1 protein-coding gene and 1 pseudogene are annotated in these 1,425 nt (G+C 70.5%); both read right to left on the bottom strand.

All coding sequences use genetic code 11. The features are described from left to right. Positions 1–475 (bottom strand): annotated as a pseudogene (locus A3764_RS17685) (molybdopterin-binding protein); the annotation flags it as partial. Next, positions 472–1,425 (bottom strand): XdhC family protein (locus A3764_RS17680; RefSeq protein ID WP_067951859.1); only part of this gene is annotated, 954 nt, incomplete at its 5' end. The pseudogene A3764_RS17685 and the gene A3764_RS17680, both read right to left, overlap by 4 nt.

Genomic DNA, 1,425 nt, shown 5'->3' with positions numbered 1-1,425 from the left:
TGGCCCCCCGCCCCGCGGCACAGGCGCGCTCAACATCCGCTTCCGGCACCGCGTAGGAGATGATCTTGATCGTCGCCACCATCCCCCCCGCCGCCATCTGCTGAAAGGGCGGCACCGTGGCCAGCGTGATCATCGGGTTCACGGCATTGACCGCGTTCAGCGCCGCGACATCCAGCAGCGCGACCCCCGGTCCCTCCGCCGTCAGGTTCACCCGGCCCGTGAAAGCCCGGCCCGCCGCCAGCCCGGCGTCCGGCACCATCAGCGCCTCGGCCAGCCGGGCGGCGGCGGCGTTTTCGTCCAGATCGCCGGGTTCGAGCCGCGCCACGGTGACATGCCCATGCCCCTCCGCCGCCAGCTTTTCGAGGTCACCCGCCGTCAGCAGCCGCCCCTTGCGCAGCCGCCCGCCGGGCAGCGCGACCGAATGGGCCAGTATGGTGCCCTCGGCCTCCGCGACCGGGCAGGAGCCGAACTTCATGGCTTTCTCAGCGCCTGTATCATCTGGGCGAGGATCGAAACGGCGATCTCCGCAGGCCCCGCCGCCCCGATATCAAGCCCGACCGGCCCCGCGATACGCGCGATGTCCGCCGCTCCGAACCCGGCCTTTTCGAGCCGCTGCACCCGGGATGCATGGGTGCGCGTCGATCCCAGCGCGCCGATATAGAAGGCCCTGGAGCGCAGCGCGATATGCAGCGCCGGATCGTCCAGCTTGGGATCATGGGTCAGCAGCACGACGGCGGTGCGCGTATCTACCCCGATCTCCTCCAAAGCGGCATCTGGCCAGTCGTTGACCACCCGCGCATCCGGGAACCGCTGTTGCGAACCGAATGCTTCGCGCGGGTCGACCACTACCGGATCGAACCCCGCGATCCGGGCCATGGGCACCAGCGACTGCGCGATATGCACCGCCCCCACCAGCACCAGCCGCAGCGGCGGGTTGTGAATGGCGACGAATGTCTCGCCGTCCTCTTCTATGCCGGATTTGTCGGCGCGGAACCGATCCTCATGCCCCTCGGCCACCAGTGCCCGCCCGGTGCCGTCCAGCCGCACCTCATAGGCGCGCGGCTGGCGGTCCGCCCGGGCCTGCACCAGCTCGCGCAGCAACTTGGCGGGCATCCCGTCCGGCCCGATGGGCTCCACGAGGATACGGATCGTGCCGCCACAGGCCAGCCCCACGGCAAAGGCATCGCCATCGCTGACACCATATTCCAGCAGGCGCGGCTTGCCGTCTTCCAGCGCTTCCAGCGCCTCGACCACCACCGCGCCCTCGACGCAACCGCCGGAGACGGACCCCTCCATTTCGCCGCCGCCCGACACCGCAAGCTGCGCCCCCACCCGGCGCGGGGCGGAGCCCCATGTCTCGATCACGGTCGCCAAGGCCGCCCCGCTTCCGGCCTCGTGCCAGCGGAGCGCATGTTCGGGGGCGTT

It is taken from the genome of Sulfitobacter sp. HI0129 (assembly GCF_001635395.1).
Taxonomy (GTDB): domain Bacteria; phylum Pseudomonadota; class Alphaproteobacteria; order Rhodobacterales; family Rhodobacteraceae; genus Sulfitobacter.
The sequence above is the reverse complement of the archived record's forward strand: the minus strand, read 5'-3'. Positions and strand labels throughout refer to the sequence as shown.